Source organism: Micromonospora sp. WMMD730, assembly GCF_049178955.1.
GTDB classification, from domain to species: Bacteria; Actinomycetota; Actinomycetes; order Mycobacteriales; family Micromonosporaceae; genus Micromonospora; species Micromonospora wenchangensis.
The window spans coordinates 686,212-702,774 of sequence record NZ_JBMHML010000002.1 but is presented as its reverse complement, the minus strand read 5'-3'; the positions used below and the strand labels follow the sequence as shown (position 1 = coordinate 702,774).

15 protein-coding genes are annotated in these 16,563 nt (G+C 74.4%); 9 read left to right on the top strand and 6 right to left on the bottom strand.

Translation table 11 applies throughout. The features are described 5' to 3' along the window. Positions 1-119: 119 nt before the first annotated feature. Complete coding sequence (locus ACN265_RS03295; protein ID WP_421405981.1) at positions 120-848, top strand: class I SAM-dependent methyltransferase; 729 nt, start codon at positions 120-122, stop codon at positions 846-848. Between the two features lie 57 nt (positions 849-905). On the opposite strand, the gene ACN265_RS03290 is transcribed toward ACN265_RS03295, so the two are convergent. The 6 genes from ACN265_RS03290 to ACN265_RS03265 all read right to left on the bottom strand — a co-directional run bounded on the left by ACN265_RS03290 (position 906) and on the right by ACN265_RS03265 (position 4,686). Then, entirely contained in the window at positions 906-1,373 is a 468-nt protein-coding gene (locus tag ACN265_RS03290; protein ID WP_421405980.1) for a GNAT family N-acetyltransferase, read from the bottom strand. Between the two features lie 4 nt (positions 1,374-1,377). Beyond that, positions 1,378-1,686: a hypothetical protein gene (locus ACN265_RS03285; RefSeq protein WP_421405979.1), complete on the bottom strand. Its 309-nt coding sequence runs from the start codon at positions 1,684-1,686 to the stop codon at positions 1,378-1,380. A 12-nt stretch (positions 1,687-1,698) separates the two neighbouring features. After that, positions 1,699-2,208 carry a GNAT family N-acetyltransferase gene (locus ACN265_RS03280; protein WP_421405977.1) on the bottom strand — a complete coding sequence of 170 codons (510 nt, stop codon included), beginning with the start codon at positions 2,206-2,208 and terminating at the stop codon, positions 1,699-1,701. Between the two features lie 67 nt (positions 2,209-2,275). After that, positions 2,276-3,361, bottom strand: coding sequence for a redox-regulated ATPase YchF (gene ychF, locus ACN265_RS03275; RefSeq protein WP_420118452.1), 1,086 nt, complete (start codon positions 3,359-3,361; stop codon positions 2,276-2,278). A gap of 58 nt (positions 3,362-3,419) precedes the next feature. Then, complete coding sequence (locus ACN265_RS03270; protein ID WP_363655636.1) at positions 3,420-4,154, bottom strand: peptidase E; 735 nt, start codon at positions 4,152-4,154, stop codon at positions 3,420-3,422. A gap of 70 nt (positions 4,155-4,224) precedes the next feature. Continuing rightward, entirely contained in the window at positions 4,225-4,686 is a 462-nt protein-coding gene (locus tag ACN265_RS03265) for a hypothetical protein (RefSeq protein WP_420118450.1), read from the bottom strand. A 143-nt stretch (positions 4,687-4,829) separates the two neighbouring features. Between ACN265_RS03265 and ACN265_RS03260 the strand changes: the two genes are divergently transcribed. The 8 genes from ACN265_RS03260 to valS all read left to right on the top strand — a co-directional run bounded on the left by ACN265_RS03260 (position 4,830) and on the right by valS (position 16,410). Next, a complete protein-coding gene (locus ACN265_RS03260; protein WP_420118449.1) occupies positions 4,830-5,339 on the top strand; it encodes a SigE family RNA polymerase sigma factor in 510 nt (169 codons plus the stop codon). Further along, complete coding sequence (locus tag ACN265_RS03255; RefSeq protein WP_421405975.1) at positions 5,336-5,926, top strand: hypothetical protein; 591 nt, start codon at positions 5,336-5,338, stop codon at positions 5,924-5,926. Before ACN265_RS03260 ends, ACN265_RS03255 begins: the two co-directional genes overlap by 4 nt. 112 nt (positions 5,927-6,038) lie before the next feature. Next, entirely contained in the window at positions 6,039-7,592 is a 1,554-nt protein-coding gene (locus tag ACN265_RS03250; protein ID WP_421411337.1) for a DNA-3-methyladenine glycosylase 2 family protein, read from the top strand. Then, positions 7,589-8,116, top strand: coding sequence for a methylated-DNA--[protein]-cysteine S-methyltransferase (locus tag ACN265_RS03245; protein ID WP_421405973.1), 528 nt, complete (start codon positions 7,589-7,591; stop codon positions 8,114-8,116). Before ACN265_RS03250 ends, ACN265_RS03245 begins: the two co-directional genes overlap by 4 nt. 37 nt (positions 8,117-8,153) lie before the next feature. Next, positions 8,154-9,959: an ABC transporter ATP-binding protein gene (locus ACN265_RS03240; protein WP_421405972.1), complete on the top strand. Its 1,806-nt coding sequence runs from the start codon at positions 8,154-8,156 to the stop codon at positions 9,957-9,959. A 92-nt stretch (positions 9,960-10,051) separates the two neighbouring features. Further along, on the top strand, positions 10,052-11,884 hold the full coding sequence (locus ACN265_RS03235) for an ABC transporter ATP-binding protein (protein WP_421411335.1): 1,833 nt from the start codon (positions 10,052-10,054) through the stop codon (positions 11,882-11,884). A gap of 134 nt (positions 11,885-12,018) precedes the next feature. After that, complete coding sequence (locus ACN265_RS03230; protein ID WP_421405971.1) at positions 12,019-13,596, top strand: trypsin-like serine protease; 1,578 nt, start codon at positions 12,019-12,021, stop codon at positions 13,594-13,596. Between the two features lie 198 nt (positions 13,597-13,794). Then, positions 13,795-16,410, top strand: a complete 2,616-nt coding sequence (gene valS, locus ACN265_RS03225; protein WP_421405970.1) for a valine--tRNA ligase — start codon at positions 13,795-13,797, stop codon at positions 16,408-16,410. Positions 16,411-16,563 lie beyond the last annotated feature (153 nt).

Sequence of the window (16,563 nt, the reverse complement as noted above, 5' to 3'; positions counted from 1 at the left end):
CCACCATCGACGAGCAGCGGGAATCGAGGCTTCGTGACCACCAGCACCACCACGGCAGTGACGGCGCGACCATGCGCCGGTGACACCAGACCGGCCGGCACCCCGTACGGGGGTCGCTGATGTCGGTGTTCGATGATCCGGGCCACTTCGGCAGGATGTGGGCCGACAGGTACGACAGCCCCGGCAACCCCGACCCGGGCCCGGCGGTGGACTTCCTCGCCGAGCGGGCCGGCGACGGGCGGGTGCTCGAACTCGCCGTCGGGACGGGTCGGGTGGCGTTGCCGCTCGCCGCCCGGGGCGTACCCGTCGACGGGGTGGAGGCGTCACCGGAGATGGTGGCGAAGCTGCGCGCCAAGCCCGGCGGCGACGGCATCCCGGTGACCGTCGGCGACATGGCCGACGTGCCGGTGACAGGCCCGTACCGGCTGGTCTACCTGGTGTTCAACACCCTGTTCAACCTGGTTCGTGCCGAGCGGCAGCAGGACTGCCTCCGCAACGTGGCCCGGGTGCTGGCCCCCGGCGGCGAGTTCGTCGTCGAGGCGTTCGTGCCCGACCCGGCCACCTTCGACCGGGACGAACAGGTGCAGATGCGGTCGGTGACCGAGGACTCGGCCACCATCCGGCTGCACCAGTACGACCGGGCGGCGCAGACCTTCGTCCGGCAGACCATCACCTTCGACCGCGACGGCGTGCACCTGGAACCGTTCGCGATGCGCTACTGCTGGCCGGAGCAGATCGACGAGCTGGCCCACCGGGCCGGCCTGCGGCTCGTCGAGCGGTACGCCGACTGGCACCGGCACCCGTTCGACGACACCAGCACGTCGCACATCTCGGTCTACCGCCGCTGAGGGGTGGACCGGCCGGGGTCGGGGCACATCGTCCCGACCCCGGGGTGTGCCGGCGTACTACAGCCGTTTGATCATGCGGATGGCGGTGGCCTCGAAGCCCATCTGCTCGTAGAGCGCCCGTGCGCCGGTGTTGAAGCCGAAGACGTTCAGCCCGATGGCGACCACCCCCAACTCCCGGCACAGCCGCTCGGCGGCCTCGATGATCGCCCGGCCGTGGCCCTGGCGGCGCAGCTCCTCGCGCACCGCTAAGTCGTAGCCGAAGGCGTGCAGGCCGTCGGACTTCTGCTCCAGGTGCAGCCAGAGCCGACCGACCTCGGCGTCGCCGTCGTACGCCGTCCACAGCCGGTGCCCCTCGGTGGCCAGGCCGTCGGGCAGCAGACCCTGGAAGTCCTGTCGGGCCTTCTCCCGCGCCTCCGGCAGCGGCATCGCCCCGGAGGCGACGATGTTGCGCGCGTAGTCCTCCTCGGCGTGTTCCCGGTAGCGGAGGTACTGCTCGTCGGTCATCGGTTCCAGTCGCAACGCCACGCCGTCACGGTAGGCCCGCACCGCCCCGGCCCGCTGCCCGCGACGGGGTGACGCGCGGCTCACCCCGGGCGTCGTCCAGTTCGCCTGCCACCGGCCACCCCTCCTCGTCGACCTGGAAGAGGAAGTCGTACCCGTCGTCGAGCACCGCGTCCGCGTAGCTCGGGTCGTTCTGGATGAGCACCGGTTCGGTGCCGACGCGCACGAACGCACCGACGTCGCCGTCGCACTCCGTCGACGCGGCGCAGCGCAGTCCGGGCCAGCCGAGCTGCGGGCGGGAGCCCCGCGGCGAGAGCTGGTGCAGGACGGCCCGCATCGCCGTCGCCGATCACCGTGACGGTTGGTCGGGAGCGCGCAGATCCAGGAACATCACGTGCAGCCCCACCAGGCCGTGCTCGGGGTGGTCGAACGCCTCGGGGACGGTGGCGAGCACTTCGAAACCCAGCGAACGCCACAGCCGGACCGCGACCTCGTTCGACTCGACGACCGCGTTGAACTGGATGCTCCGGTAGCCGGCGGCACGCGCCCAGCTGACGACGTGCTCGCCGAGGGCGCGACCGACGCCGCGGCCGGAATGCCGTGGGTCGACCATGAAACTGGCCGTTGCCACGTGTGCGCCGCGACCGGGCCGGTTCGGACCCATCTTCGCGCTGCCGAGAACGGTCGGTCCGTCCACCGCGACGACGGTGCGCCCCGGAGGCGATTCCATCCACCACCCGCGGGCCTGTTCCAGGGACAGGTTCCCGGGAAACGCGTACGAGTGGCCCTGCGCCACGATCTCGCTGAAGAAGGGGTAGATCGCCGGCCAGTCGCCGTCCTCGGCGTCTCGGATCGTCACCGGATCACCGTAGGACCGGTCGACCGGCCCGACAACGCGATTCAGCCGGGCAGACGGTGGACCGGAGCTACACGTTGAACCGGAACTCCACCACGTCGCCGTCCTGCATGACGTACTCCTTGCCCTCGATCCGGACCTTGCCGGCGGCCTTCGCCGCCGCCATCGAACCGGCCGCGACCAGGTCGTCGTAGGAGACCACCTCGGCCTTGATGAAGCCGCGCTGGAAGTCGCTGTGGATCACCCCGGCGGCCTCCGGGGCGGTCGCGCCGACCGGCACGGTCCAGGCCCGCGCCTCCTTCGGCCCCGCCGTGAGGTACGTCTGGAGCCCGAGCGTGCGGAAGCCGACCCGGACGAGCTGGTCCAGCCCCGGCTCGGACTGCCCGATCGACTCCAGCAGCTCGCGGGCCTCCTCCTCGGGCAGGTCCACCAGCTCGGATTCGATCTTGGCGTCCATGAAGACGGCCTCGGCGGGGGCCACCAGAGCGCGCAGCTCGTCGAGGAAGACGGCGTTGCCCAGTTCGGCCTCGTCGACGTTGAAGACGTAGAGGAACGGCTTCGTGGTGAGCAGGTGCAGCTCCCGCAGGTGCTCCAACTCGATCTTGGCGGCGGCGGCCCCGGCGTACAGGGTGGTGCCGCCGTCGAGCACCTCGACGGCCTGCTTCGCGGCGGTCACGGCGGCGGCCCGGTCCTTGCGGAGCTTGGCCTCCTTCTCCAGCCGGGGCAGCGCCTTCTCCAGGGTCTGCAGGTCGGCGAGGATCAGCTCCGTGTTGATCGTCTCGATGTCGTCGGCGGGCGAGACCTTGCCGTCGACGTGCACCACGTTCGGGTCGGAGAAGGCCCGCACCACCTGGCAGATGGCCGAGGCGTCCCGGATGTTCGCCAGGAACGCGTTGCCCCGGCCCTGCCCCTTCGAGGCCCCCCGGACCAGGCCGGCGATGTCGACGAACGACACCGGCGCGGGCAGCACCTTCTGCGACGAGAAGATCTCGGCGAGCTTGTCGAGCCGCGCGTCCGGCAGCCCCACCACGCCGACGTTGGGCTCGATCGTGGCGAACGGGTAGTTCGCCGCGAGCACGTCGTTCTTGGTCAACGCGTTGAACAGGGTGCTCTTGCCGACGTTGGGCAGGCCGACGATGCCGATGGTGAGACTCACGACGGGCCAGCTTACGCCGTCACCCGGCAGGCGACCCCGTCGGCACCGCCGGGACAGCTCAGGCGGTGAGCAACCGGGGTTCGATCCGGGTCTCCCGCACCCCACCGGCACCGTCCGCCACCACCTCGTACGCGGCCACCCCGGCCCGGTCGGCGACCGCCTCGGCCAGCCGGGTGCCCCGGTAGACCAGCCCCACCCCGTCGTCGGTGCAGTGGCTGGCCGGCAGCGTGCCGTCGGCGACCAGCCGGTGCAGCAGCGGCCGGCGCTGCGCCTCGCTGTCGTAGTGCACCCCGTTGCCGTACGGCAGCCAGCCCAGGCCGTCGGTGTAGGCGCGCAACTCCCGGCCGTAGCTGTCGGTGGGGCCACCGACGTGCCAGCAGATCGAACCGGCGGAGACGCCGCCGAGCACCACCCCGGCCTCCCAGCACTCGCGCAGGATCTCCGGCAGCCCGTGCACCCGCCACACCGCGCACAGGTTGGCCACGCTGCCGCCGCCGACCCAGATGATGTCCTGGCCGAGCAGGTGCGCCCGGACGTCCTCGACGTTGGGCATCGGGAACAGCGCCAGGTGGGAGGGGCGGTAGCGGGTGCCGGCGAACGCGCCGTGGAAGACCGTCAGCGCGGTGGGCTGGTCGCCGACGGCCTGGTTGAGGTAGCAGATCCGCGGCTCGTCGGCCTGCGCCAGCCCGGCCATCAGGTCGAAGACCGGCCCGGGGGCGGCGTCCCACGGGCCCCGGTTGCGGCTGGCGAAACCCATGCTGGTGGCGACGATCGTCGGCTCGATGGCGGGCATGCTTGTCCTTTCTGCGGCTGGCTCCGCTGCCATCCTGCGCCACCGCCGTCCCCCGGCCCGCCGACCGGGGTCACCCGGCGAGTCGCCAGCCCGCCCCGCCGTCGGCCACCCCGGGCAGCTCGCCGGCCGCCGCGAGCGGCAGGGTGAGCCGGTCCCGGGCGCTCGGGCCGGCCCGCTCCGACTCGCCGAGCATCCAGCGCACCTCGTCGGCCGTCCAGCCCAGTGCCCGGCGGCCGGCGATCTCCCGGACCAGCCGTCGGCCGACCCGGGTGTCGTCGTCGTAGAACCGCATGCACCAGTGGTGCGCCCACATGCCCAGCGCCCGCAGGCCGGCCGCGTCGAGGGAGCCGACGAGCCGGCCGCAGGCGGTGTCGGCGAACGGCCGTGCCGGATCGTCGGCCCGGTCCCGCTCGATCGCGCCGAAGGCGGCCGGCGCGACCACCCGCATCCGGTCGTAGAGGCCCTGCGCGGCGGCGTCGTCCAGCCGCCCCCGCCCTGACCGAGGGTCGCCCCGCCCGGTCACGCTCGCCATCGCCGCACCCTTTCTGGAGTTGGTGCCGGGACGCTACCGACCACTACCGACACTTTCCGAGCCGGAAACTGATCCCGGCGACCGGGATAGGCGGGGTGAGCTGGGGCGTCTGTATCGGTGACAGACAACGACGGGGAGGGTGGGTGGACGAGGACGATCGGGCCCGGCTGGCCGAGTTCGTGGCCAGCCGGGCACCGGCCCTGATGCGGGTCGCGTACCTGCTCACCGGGGACCGGCACGCCGCCGAGGACCTGTTCCAGTCGGCGCTGGCCAAGACCATTCCGAGGTGGCGTGACCTGCGCCACACCGACCCGGAGGGCTACCTGCGCACGGTCATGTACCGGGAACAGGTCAGCTGGTGGCGGCGGCTGCGCCGGTACCGGGAGACGCTGCTCACCGGCGTCGACGACCGGGCCGGACCGGACCTCTTCGGCGGCACCGACGTACGGCTGGCGATGCGGGCCGCGCTGCGCGCGCTGCCGGCGGCCCAGCGCACGGTCGTGGTCCTGCGCTACTACGAGGACCTGACCGAGACCCAGGTGGCCGCCGCGCTCGGCTGCTCGGTGGGCACCGTGCGCAGCCGCACCCACCGGGCCGTGGCCCGGCTGCGGCAACTCCTGCCGGACATCGAACTGCTGGAGGTACGGCGGTGACCACGCCCCTTGAGAACCTCATCCGCGCCACCCTCTCCGACCTCGCCGAGGAGGCACCGACAGTGCACGACCACCTGAACCGGGCGGAACGCCGGGCCCGGTCCCGCCGCCGCGTCACGATCACGATGAGCGCGGCGGGGGTCCTCGCCGCCATGCTGATCGCCACCCCGCTGGCGATGGCCGCCAGCGGTGGCGGGGACGCCCCGCCCGCCGCACCGGCCTCGACGCCGAGCGGGCCGCCCGCCGCCCCCGCCCCGGCAGCGGTGACCGAACCCCCCGTCGACCAGGGTGTCCGGACCGGCCGCGGCGCGCCGGCACCGGCCCGGACCACCATTCCCGCATCGCCGGGCAAGCCGGCCCCGACGGCCGTCCCCGCGTCGCCGATTCCGGCGTCGCCCATCCCCGCATCGCCGATTCCCGCGTCGCCCGCTCCGGCGACGACCGCCGTACCCGCACCGCCCGTTCCGGCTTCGCCCGCGCCACGCGTCGACGGACCGCGCACCGGGCCGGTCACCGCACCGGCGCCCGCCCGCAGCGCACCGCCCGTCGACCGGGGGCCCGCGACCGGCCCCGTTCCCGCGCGCTGACGCACCACCTCCCCACCCCGGGACGGCCGGGGTGGGGAGGTCACCGCCGCCCGCACGCTCAGGTCCGATTCCCGCGAGCCACCGCCGGTGAGCTGCGGGCATGATCGGTGGCGTGGAGTTGGACTTCGAACGGTGCTACCGCGCCGTGGACAGCCGTGACCAGCGGTTCGACGGCTGGTTCTACACGGGCGTCACGTCGACCGGGATCTACTGCCGGCCGTCCTGCCCGGCGATCACGCCGAAGCGGCGTAACGTCCGTTTCTTCCCGTCGGCAGCCGCCGCGCAGGGGGCCGGCCTGCGGGCCTGCCGCCGGTGCCGGCCGGACGCCGCGCCCGGCTCACCGCAGTGGGACGTCCGCGCCGACGTGGTGGGTCGCGCCATGCGGCTCATCGCCGACGGGGTGGTCGACCGGGACGGCGTACCCGGGTTGGCCGCCCGGCTGGGCTACACGCAACGGCACCTGCACCGGATGCTCCGGGCGGAACTGGGTGCCGGGCCACTGGCGCTGGCGCGGGCCCAACGCGCCCAGACCGCCCGGACGCTGATCGAGACGACCGGGCTGGGCCTCGCGGAGGTGGCGTTCGCGGCCGGGTTCGGCAGCGTACGGCAGTTCAACGACACCGTCCGCCAGGTGTACGGGACGGTGCCGTCGCAGTTGCGTACCGGACGGGGCGGCCCGCCGACGCCGGGCGGGGCGGGCACGATCACGCTGCGGCTGGCGTACCGGCCGCCGCTGCACGCCGCCGCCCTGCTGGGGTTCCTGGCCGCCCGGACGCTGCCCGGGCTGGAGGAGGTGCGCGACGGGACGTACCGCCGGGGGTTGCGGCTGCCGCACGGCCCGGCGCAGATCGCGCTGACGCCGACGACCGGGTACGTCGTGGCGACGTTGCGCCTGGCCGACCTGCGGGACCTGGCCCCGGCGGTGGCCCGCTGCCGTCGCCTGTTCGACCTGGATGCCGACCCGGAGGCGGTCGACCAGACGCTGGCCGCCGATCCGGCCCTGGCGGGGATAGTCGCCGCCGAACCCGGCGTGCGGGTGCCCCGGGCGGTGGACGGTTTCGAGATGGCGCTACGGGCCATCATCGGCCAACAGGTCTCCCTGTCCGCCGCCCGCACCACCCTCACCCGCCTCCTCACCCACACTCCCCGCCCAGCCGCCCTCCCCCGCCTCGCCCCCGACCCTGACCCCGGTGATCAAGAGGTCTGCGTCACGGAGAGCGCTTCCCGGCGACGCAAACCTCTTGATCACCCCGCCGAGGCGGACGGGGGCGGTGCGGACGGGTGGGGGGTGTGGGGGTTTCCGGGGGCGGAGGAGGTGCTGGGGTTGCCGGATGCGGCGTTCGGGATGCCGGCCGCCCGGCGGGAGACGATCCGCGCGCTGGCCCGGGCGGTCGCCGCCGGGGAGGTCGACCTGGAACCCGGCGGGGACCGGGCGGAGACGGTACGACGGTTGACCGCACTGCCCGGGATCGGCCCGTGGACCGCCGGCTACCTGGCCATGCGGGCCCTCGGCGACCCCGACGTCCTGCTCCCCACCGACCTCGCGGTACGCCGGGGCGCCGCCGCCCTCGGCCTGCCGGCCACCCCCACCACCCTGGACACGTACGCCGACCGCTGGCGGCCCTGGCGGTCGTACGCGGCGATCAGACTCTGGAGAGCGGCATGACGACCCTCGGCACCACCACCATCGGCACGACCACCATGGACACCCCGACCGGCCCGCTCAGCGTGCTCGTCGACCAGGACGGCGCGGTCCGGGCCGCCGGGTTCACCGCCGACCCGGACAGCCTGTTGCCGCTGGTGCACCCGAGCCTGCGTGGCCCGCTGGAGCCGTACGCCGACCTCGGCCCGGTGACCGCCGCCGTCCGCGCCTACCTCGACGGGGACCTGACCGCGATCGACGGGGTGCCGGTGCGGCAGCACAGCGGCGGGGCGTTCCAGGCCCACGCCTGGGCCGTGCTGCGCGACGTCAAAGCGGGCGAGCCGGTCACCTACACCGGGTACGCCGCGCTGGCCGGCCGGCCCGCCGCGGTGAGGGCAGCGGCCGCCGCCTGTGCCCGTAACGCCGCCGCCCTCTTCGTGCCCTGCCACCGGGTGCTGCGCACCGACGGCACCCTCGGCGGCTACCGGTACGGGCTGCCGGTGAAGGAGTGGCTGCTCGGTCACGAGCGGCGGCTGACGGCAAGCTGACAGCCGCATCGACGCCGTTCGACGCTACCGTCGGGTAGTGCCTGCGCAGCGCGACGGCGACCCGGCCCCGAGGGCGGACGGTCGGGTCCGGTCGCTGCGCAACCTCTGGCGGCTGCGCCGCTACCTGCGCCCGTACGCCGCCGCGTACGTCCTGCTGCTGGCGGCGGCGTTGGCCGCCACCGGGGCGGGTCTGGCCGTACCCCTGCTGGTGCAGCGGGTGGTGGACGGGCCGGTCGCCCGGCACGACCCGGCGGGGCTGCTCCGCCTCGGCGGGCTGGCCCTGCTGCTCGGCCTGGTCGAGGCGGTGTTGATCTTCATCCGGCGGTGGAGCCAGTCCTCCTCCTCGGTCGGCATGGAGGCGACCATCCGCGCCGACCTCTACGCCCACCTGCAACGCCTGCCGGCCGGTTTCCACGACCGTTGGCAGTCCGGGCAGCTGCTGTCCCGGGCGATCAGCGACCTGTCGGTGCTACGCCGGTTCCTCTCCTTCGGGCTGCTGTTCCTGGTGCTCAACGTGGTCACCTACGTCGCCGTGGTGATCCTGCTGATCCGCCTGCACGGGCCGCTGGGACTGCTGGTGGCGGCCAGCGCGGTGCCGCTGTTCCTGATCAGCCGCCGGTTCGGCAGGCACTACCACACCTCGTCGCGGCGGATGCAGGACCAGCAGGGTGACGTTGCCACCCTGGTCGAGGAGACCGCGCAGGGGCTGCGCACCATGAAGGCGTACGGGCGGGGGCCGGAGCTGGCCGACCGGTTCGCCGGGCGGGCCCGCGCGCTGCACGACACCGGCGTGGCCAAGGGGGCGCTGCTGGCCGGCGCGTCGGCCCTGTTCGACCTGGTGCCCAACCTGACCCTGGGCGCGACGCTGGTCGGCGGCGCGACACTGGTCGCCCGGGACGCGCTGACCATCGGCGAGCTGGTCGCCTTCGTCAGTCTCCAGCTCATGCTGATCTGGCCGGTGCAGTCGCTCGGCTGGATCATCGCCAACGGGCAGGAGGCGGCCACCGCCGCCGACCGCATCCAGGAGGTGCTGGACACGCCGCCGTCGATCGTGGACGCCCCGGACGCCGTACCGCTGGCCCGCTCGGCGGTGCGCGGCCGGCTCCGCTTCGAGGGGGTGTCGTTCCGCTACCCGGGCAGCGTCGAACCGGTGCTGCGGGAGATCGAACTGACCGTCGAGCCGGGCGAGACGCTGGCCCTGGTGGGGGCGACCGGCTGCGGCAAGAGCACCCTGCTCTCCCTGGTGCCCCGGCTGCACGACGTCACCGGTGGCCGGATCACCCTGGACGGGCACGACCTGCGCGGGGTACGTCTGGACGCGCTGCGCCGGCTGGTCGGGGTGGCCTTCGAGGAGCCGACGCTGTTCTCCATGTCGGTCTGGGAGAACCTCACCCTGGGCTGCCCGGACGCCACCGACGACGAGGTCCGGGCCGCGCTGGCGCTGGCCCAGGCCGACTTCGCGTACGACCTGCCGTGGGGGTTGGCGACCCGGGTGGGCGAGCAGGGCCTGTCGCTCTCCGGCGGGCAGCGGCAACGGCTGGCGCTGGCCCGCGCGGTGCTCGGCCGGCCGGCGCTGCTGATCCTCGACGACCCGCTCTCCGCCCTGGACGTGCACACCGAGGCGCTGGTCGAGGCGGCGCTGCGCCGGGTGCTGCGGGACACCACCGCGCTGCTGGTGGTGCACCGGCCGTCGACGGTCGCGCTGGCCGACCGGGTGGCGCTGCTCGACGGGGGCCGGATCACCGCCGTCGGCCGGCACTGCGACCTGCTGGCCACGGTGCCGGCGTACCGGGCGGTGCTCGCCGCCGAGCCCACGCCGGCACCGGGCCTGGTGCGCTCGTGATCCGCCGGCCGCCCCGGCAGCAGGGCCCGGCCGGGGGCGACGGCCGCCACCGGCGACCCGGCACCACCGGGGGCGACGGCCGGGCCGCCGCGCTGGCGCACTGGCGGGGGCGGGCCACCGACCCGGACGCCGACCGCAGCCGGGCCGAGGACGACTCCCCGGAGGCGGTGGCCCGGCTGCGGGAGCGTAGCCGGGCGCTGCTGCGTGACCTGCTCCGCCCGCACCGACGGTCGCTCGGCGTGGCGGTGGGCCTGCTGCTGGCCCAGAACGCCGCCGCGATGGCCGGGCCGTACCTGGTCATGCTCGGCATCGACCGGGCGGTGCCGCCGCTGCGCGCCGGTGACCCGGGTCCGTTGGCCGCCGTCGCGGGCGCGTTCGCCGTCGCGGCCCTCACCGAGTACGCCGCCCGGCGCAGCTACCTCACCCGCTCCGCCCGGATCGGCCAGGCCGTCCTGCTCGACCTGCGCCAGCGGGTGTACGGCCACCTGCTGACCCTCTCGGTCGGCTTCCACGAGCGCTACACCTCCGGTCGGGTGGTGTCCCGGCTCACCAGCGACGTCGACTCCATCGCCGAGCTGGTCGACGGGGGGATCGACACCCTGGTCGCCGCCGCGCTGTCGGTGCTGTCGGTGGCCGCCATCCTGCTCTGGCTGGATCTGCCGCTGGCGGCGGTGACCCTGCTGGCGTTCCCGTTCCTGTTCTGGCTGTCCCGCTGGTTCGCCCACGCCTCGGCCCAGGCCTACCGGCACAGCCGGGAGGCGGTGGCGCTGGTGATCGTCCACTTCGTCGAGTCGCTGCGCGGCATCCGGGCGGTGCAGGCGTTCCGCCGTGAGCCGCGCAACCAGGAGATCTTCGAGGCGGTCAACGACGAGTACCGGCGGGCCAGCCTGCACGGGTTCCGGCTGATCGCCACGTACTCGCCGGGGATCAAGGTGATCGGCAACGTCACGGTGGCCACGGTGCTCGGGTACGGCGGCTGGCGGGTGCTGGGCGGCGACACCGGGGTGGGGGTGCTCGCCGCGTTCCTGCTCTACCTGCGCCGGTTCTTCGACCCGATGCAGGAGCTGAGCCAGTTCTACAATTCCCTCCAGTCGGCGACCGCAGCCCTGGAGAAGCTCGCCGGGGTGCTCGACGAACGACCGGGGGTGCCCGAACCGGCCGCACCGGTGCCGTTGCCGGGCGGGCCGGGGCGGGGCGCGGTGACGTTGCGTGCCGTCTCCTTCGGTTACCGGCCGCAGACGCCGATCCTGACCGGGCTTGACCTGGCCGTGCCGGCCGGGCAGACGGTGGCCCTGATCGGCCCGACGGGTGCCGGCAAGTCGACGGTGGCGAAGCTGCTCGCCCGCTTCCACGACCCGGACGCCGGCACGGTCGAGCTGGACGGGGTCGACCTGCGGGACCTGTCCGACGCCGAGCTGCGGCGCGCGGTGGTGCTGGTGACCCAGGAGAACCACCTGTTCGGCGGCACGGTGGCGGAGAACATCCGGTTCGGCCGGCCGGACGCCTCCGACGCGGCGGTGCAGGCGGCGGCGCGGGCGATCGGCGCGCACGACTTCATCGCCGCCCTGCCCGACGGGTACGCCACCGAGGTGCACCGGCGCGGCGGTCGGCTCTCCGCCGGGCAGCGGCAGCTCGTCGCGTTCGCCCGCGCGTTCCTGGCCGACCCCCGGGTGCTGATCCTGGACGAGGCGACGTCGTCGCTGGACGTGCCGACCGAACGGCTCGTGCAGCAGGCGCTGGCCAGCGTGCTGCGGGACCGCACCGCGCTGGTGATCGCGCACCGGCTCTCCACGGTGGAGACCGCCGACCGGGTGCTGGTCGTCGACTCCGGACGGATCGTCGAGGACGGCCCGCCGGCCCGGCTCGCCGCCACCGGTGGCCGGTACGCCACGCTGCACCGGCAGTGGCGCGAGTCGCTGAGCTGACCCGTCCTGCGGGGCACCCGGTGGTTCACCGGGCGGCTAGACTCGGCCCGCATCGATGGGCCTCGCCCCCGCCGGTCCGACCGGGCGGGCGCGGCGGGGCCGGTCGCGTCGCCGGCATACGGGGAGGTTGCGGCGTGCGGATCCGTGGACGAGTGGTGCTGGCGGCGGCGCTGGCGCTGAGCACGATGGGGACGACCGGGGTGGCGTTGGCCGTGGACCGGGGCGCGGCTCCGGCCGGCGAACCGGCAGGGGGCACCTGGGCGGCCGGGGCGGTCCCGGTCGCCGGGCAGGCCCGGACGGCGACCCGCGCCGACGCCGGTGGGCGGGCCGCGACGCCTGCCGCACCGCGGCCGGCACCGGTGGCGAGCCGCCCGGCGGCCCAGGTCGCGCAGGCCGCCCCCGCCTCGGTGAGCTACCTCAGCGACCGCTACCGGGTCGGCCCCGACGAGGCCGCCCGCCGGTTGGCCCTCCAGGAGCTGTCCGCGCCGCTGGCCGACACCCTGGCCGCCCGCTTCCCCGACGCTTACGCCGGGATGTGGCTGGACCAGGCCGGCGGCGGGGTGCTCACCATCGCCGCCACCGACCCGGCCCGGGTCACCGAGACGGTCGCCGGGCTGCCGGACGCCCGGCACGTCACCGTCGTGCCGGTCCGGCACTCGCGTCGTGACCTGGACGCGGCGGCGACCCGGCTGGCCGGGACGCTGGGCGTCACCGCCGGGCGGGACGTGGTGGTCGACGAGCGGGCCAACGAGGTGCTGGTGCTCACCGGCGACGCGGTGCCCGCCGACGACGCCCGGCTGGCCGGCGCGCTCGACACGGCCGGGGTGCCGGCGCGGGTCCGGGCCCGGTTCGACGCGGGCACGATCCCCAAGGCGTGCGACCCGCGCTACTGCGCGCAGGCGCCGATGCGCGGCGGCATCCGGCTGGACGTGCCCCGTGACGACGGCACCGTCGGCGGCTGCACCACCGGCTTCAACGTCCGGGCGAAGTCGGGGCGGTACTACGTGCTGACCGCCGGGCACTGCGTGGTGGGCGGCCGGCACCAGCGCGTCGACGACACCTGGCACCAGTTCCTCGGTCCGAAGGTGCCGGTGGGCCTGGAGTCGACCAACCCGGTGCTGGCCGAGAACGATTTCCCCAACGACTACGCGGTCCTGCCCTACGCCGAGGGGGCCAGCACCCGTTGGGCGTACCCGAGGCGCGGTGCCGGCAGCAACACGCCGAGCCTGGTCAACTACTGGTGCGTGGCCGACAACCCGGCCTGCGCCGGCAGGGGCAGCCGCGACGTGCCGATCACCGGCGTCACGCCGTACGCCACCGTGCAGGCCGGCTGGGTGGTCTGCGCCACCGGCTCGGCGTACACCCCGAAGGCCGGTGAGCAGTACGTCGACTCGGGCGCGGGGGCCGGCTACCTGCCGGGCACCCGCTGCGGCGAGGTCATCGGCAAGGCCAGTGGCGGCATCGACGTGCGGGTGTGCGCCCGGCCGGGTGACAGCGGCAGCCCGCTGTTCACCGAGTCCGACGGGCGGGCGCTGGGCATCCTGAGCGACGGTGACCCCGGCGAGGGGCCCTGCACCAACCCCGGTGAGAAGAACATCTACGCGCCGGTCTCGGTGATCCTCGACCGGGTCAACGACCGCACCGGGCTGGGCTTCCAGATCGCCACCCAGGGGCCGTTGCTCGCCCCGCCGGTCGGCTCCTCGAACCGGTAGCCCACCGGGTCCGGCCCGCTCCGAACCTCAGGCCCCGCCGGCCGGTTCCCCGAACCGGCCGGTCACCGGGTCCGGCCCACGTCGCACCGGGCACCCGGCGTGCCACGACCCATGTCGTGCCGGGCACCCGGCGCGAGGCGGCCGGCACGCCTGGTAAAGCCGGTGGGCGGGAGGCCGGTGGCTGCCTACGATCGACCGATGACTGATACGGCGAGGACGGCCCGCGCCGGTGTTCCCGAACGTCCCACCCTGGACGGCATCGAGGAACGCTGGGCGCGCCGCTGGCAGGAGGAGGGCACGTACACGTTCGACCGGGAGAAGGCGACCGTAGCGGGTCGTGGGTCGACGGCGGGGACCCCGCGTCGGCACGGTCGCGGCGACGACGTGTACGCCATCGACACCCCGCCGCCGACCGTATCCGGCGAGCTGCACATGGGGCACGTCTTCTCGTACACGCACACCGACACGGTGGCCCGGTTCCAGCGGATGCGCGGGCGCAACGTGTTCTACCCGATGGGCTGGGACGACAACGGCCTGCCCACCGAACGCCGGGTGCAGAACGTCTACGGGGTGAGCTGCGACCCGTCCCTGCCGTACGACCCGGCGTGGCAGCCGCCCGACGCCCCGGTCACCGAGGCCCTACGCCGGGAGCCGACGCCGATCTCCCGTCGCAACTTCGTCGAGTTGTGCGCCCGGTTGACCGCCGACGACGAGCAGGTTTTCGAGGCGCTCTGGCGACGGCTCGGCCTGTCGGTGGACTGGTCGTTGACGTACACCACGATCGGGCGGGCGGCGCGGGCCACCTCGCAGCGGATGTTCCTGCGCAACCTGGCCCGGGGCGAGGCGTACCAGGCGCAGGCGCCGACGCTGTGGGACGTCGGGTTCGGCACCGCCGTGGCACAGGCGGAACTGGAGGACCGGGAGCGTCCGGGGGCGTACCACCGGCTGCGGTTCACCGGGCCGGACGGGCGGGAGGTGCTGATCGACACCACCCGGCCGGAGCTGCTGCCGGCCTGTGTGGCGGTGGTCTGCCACCCCGACGACGAGCGGTACGCCGACCTGGTGGGCGCGACCGTGCGTACCCCCGTGTTCGGGGTCGAGGTGCCGGTGCGCGCGCACCCGCTGGCGGACCCGGGCAAGGGCACCGGCGTCGCGATGGTCTGCACGTTCGGTGACCTGACCGACGTGACCTGGTGGCGGGACCTCGACCTGGCGACCCGGGTGGTGATCGGCCGGGACGGCCGGCTGCTGGCCGAGCCACCGGACGGCGTGCCGGTCGGACCCTACGCCACGCTTTCCGGGCAGTCGGTCAACGCCGCCCGGCGGGCCGTCGTGGAGTCGCTGCGCGAAGCCGGTGACCTGGTCGGTGAGCCGCGCGAGATCACCCATCCGGTGAAGTTCTACGAGCGCGGCGACCGGCCGTTGGAGATCGTCTCGACCCGGCAGTGGTACCTGCGCAACGGTGGCCGGGACGCCGGGCTGCGGGCGGAGCTGCTGGCCCGGGGCGACGAGCTGCGCTGGGTGCCGGAGCACATGGGCCACCGCTACGCGCACTGGGTGGGCGGGCTGACCGGGGACTGGCTGGTCAGCCGGCAACGCTTCTTCGGGGTGCCGGTGCCGGTGTGGTACCGGCTCGACGCCTTTGGCGAGCCGGACCATGCCAACCCTCTCACACCGGACGAGGCGTCGCTGCCGGTCGACCCGTCGGGTGAGCCGCCGCCCGGCTACGACGAGTCGCAGCGCGGCGTGCCCGGTGGGTTCGTCGGCGACCCGGACGTGCTGGACACGTGGGCCACCTCGTCGTTGACCCCGCAGATCGTCGGCGGTTGGGAGACCGACCCGGAGTTGTTCGACCGGATCTTCCCGATGGACCTGCGCCCGCAGGGACAGGAGATCATCCGGACCTGGCTCTTCGGCACGGTCGTGCGTGCCCACCTGGAGCACGGGGTGCTGCCCTGGCGGGACGCGGTGCTCTCCGGCTGGATCCTCGACCCGGACCGCAAGAAGATGTCCAAGTCCAAGGGGAACGTGGTCACCCCGATGGCGCTGCTGGAACAGCACGGCTCGGACGCGGTGCGCTACTGGGCGGCCAACGGCCGGCCCGGCATGGACCTGGCCTTCGACCCGGCGCAGATCAGGGTGGGTCGGCGGCTGGCCACCAAGCTGCTCAACGCGTCGAAGTTTGCGTTGGGGCTGGGTGCCGCCGACGCCCTGCGCACCCCGGCGACCACCCCGTTGGACACCGCCCTGCTCGCCGAGCTGTCCACCGTGGTCGCCACCGCGACCGCCGCCTTCGACGGGTACGACCACACGACCGCCCTACAGGCCACCGAGGCGTTCTTCTGGCGGTTCTGCGACGACTACATCGAGTTGGTGAAGGAACGCGCCTACGGCACCGGGCCGGGTGCCGACTCGGCCCGGGCGGCGCTCGCCACCGCCCTGTCGGTGCAGTTGCGGTTGTTCGCCCCGGTGCTGCCGTACGTGACCGAGGAGGTCTGGTCGTGGTGGCGGTACGGCTCGGTGCACCGGGCCCCCTGGCCGACCACCTACGAGGTGGGGCGGGCGATCACCGGCACCGGTGACCCGGCCCTGCTGCGGCTGGCCGGGGACGCGCTGGGCCAGGTCCGGCGGGCCAAGTCCGAGCGCAGGCTGTCGATGCGGGCGGAGGTCCCGCTGGCCGAGGCGCTGGGCCCGGCCGGCCTGCTCGACCAGCTCACCCTGGTCGCCGACGACGTGCGCGCCGCCGGCCGGATCACCACCCTCGACCTGCTCCCCGACCGCGCCCCCGAACTCGTCATCGCCAGCGCATTCTGACGCCGGCCGACGGGTCGGCGGGTCGGCGCTAGATCGCCGGTGTGGCGGTATCCAGTCGCCTGGATGCCGCCACACCGGCGCAACTGCGTCGATCATGGGCTGTCCGCCCCGCCCGCCCGAGCGGGGCGGGCCGGGCGGACAGGGTGAGACAGG

What these genes read in the sequence shown, in the direction of transcription:
- ACN265_RS03295 (WP_421405981.1), top strand. Translation starts at nt 120, where the DNA reads ATGTCGGTGTTCGATGATCCGGGCCACTTCGGCAGGATGTGGGCCGAC.
- ACN265_RS03285 (WP_421405979.1), bottom strand. Translation starts at nt 1,686, where the DNA reads ATGCGGGCCGTCCTGCACCAGCTCTCGCCGCGGGGCTCCCGCCCGCAG.
- ACN265_RS03270 (WP_363655636.1), bottom strand. Translation starts at nt 4,154, where the DNA reads ATGCCCGCCATCGAGCCGACGATCGTCGCCACCAGCATGGGTTTCGCC.
- ACN265_RS03265 (WP_420118450.1), bottom strand. Translation starts at nt 4,686, where the DNA reads ATGGCGAGCGTGACCGGGCGGGGCGACCCTCGGTCAGGGCGGGGGCGG.
- ACN265_RS03245 (WP_421405973.1), top strand. Translation starts at nt 7,589, where the DNA reads ATGACGACCCTCGGCACCACCACCATCGGCACGACCACCATGGACACC.
- valS (WP_421405970.1), top strand. Translation starts at nt 13,795, where the DNA reads ATGACTGATACGGCGAGGACGGCCCGCGCCGGTGTTCCCGAACGTCCC.